The sequence below is a fragment of the Mesorhizobium sp. M7A.F.Ca.CA.002.05.1.1 genome (assembly GCF_003998335.1).
Classification (GTDB): domain Bacteria; phylum Pseudomonadota; class Alphaproteobacteria; order Rhizobiales; family Rhizobiaceae; genus Mesorhizobium.
On the sequence record NZ_RZQI01001514.1, the window covers coordinates 1 to 700 of the forward strand.

At 68.1% G+C, this 700-nt stretch carries 3 protein-coding genes; all 3 read left to right on the forward strand.

Annotated features, from left to right (window positions below; genetic code table 11):
• Positions 1–186 (forward strand): hypothetical protein (locus tag EN939_RS36750; RefSeq protein WP_164751623.1); only part of this gene is annotated, 186 nt, incomplete at its 5' end.
• A 1-nt stretch (position 187) separates the two neighbouring features.
• Entirely contained in the window at positions 188–421 is a 234-nt protein-coding gene (locus tag EN939_RS36755) for a hypothetical protein (protein ID WP_127271125.1), read from the forward strand.
• Positions 406–591 (forward strand): hypothetical protein, encoded by a 186-nt coding sequence (locus EN939_RS36760; RefSeq protein WP_127271123.1) that lies wholly within the window; start codon positions 406–408, stop codon positions 589–591. The genes EN939_RS36755 and EN939_RS36760 overlap by 16 nt, the downstream gene beginning before the upstream one ends.
• Positions 592–700 lie beyond the last annotated feature (109 nt).

Here is a 700-nt window from a genome sequence, read left to right on the forward strand (position 1 = left end):
CTCCTCAACACGCTGATCGCCATCATCTGCGGCGGCGCGCTCGCCGGCTTCGACTGGACGCTGCTCGGCGTGAGCGACCGCACCGCGCTTCAGATCAGCGGCGCCATTGCCCTTGCCAAGATCATCATCAACGCGGTGCGTGACGGGCCGCGCGGCATGGTCGCGCCGCCGGCCAAGGAGACATGAGATGGGAACACTCACCCTCGCGCTGCTTGGCCAGGCCTGGCCGTATCTTCTGGCAATGGGCGCCGCGCTTGCCGGTGCCTGGACAGCCTATGCCAAGGGCAAGGCCAGCCAGAAGGCCAGGCAGGATGCCGCCGACGCCGCGGCGCGCACCGAAGCCCAGAAGATCGACGATGCCGTCGCCGGCCGGACGCCGGACGACAACAGAGGGAGGCTGGCCAGATGGTCAAAATCATAGCGCTCTCGCTGCTGCTGGCCGGCTGCACCACATCAGGCGGGTCGTTCTGCGCGGCCGGGCATCCCCTCCGGCCGACAAGGGCGGAGGCGGCGACCCTTTCCGACGCGTCGGTGGCGGCGATCCTGGCTCACAACGAAAAGGGCCAGAAGCTTTGCGGCTGGAGGCCATGATGAACGATCTTTTCGACCTGCTCGGCATCAAGGGACCGGTCGTGGCGGCGGGCCTCGCCGGCGGCGTTCTGCGCGCGCTGTCGCGGCATCGCTACAAGCTGCGCGAAAT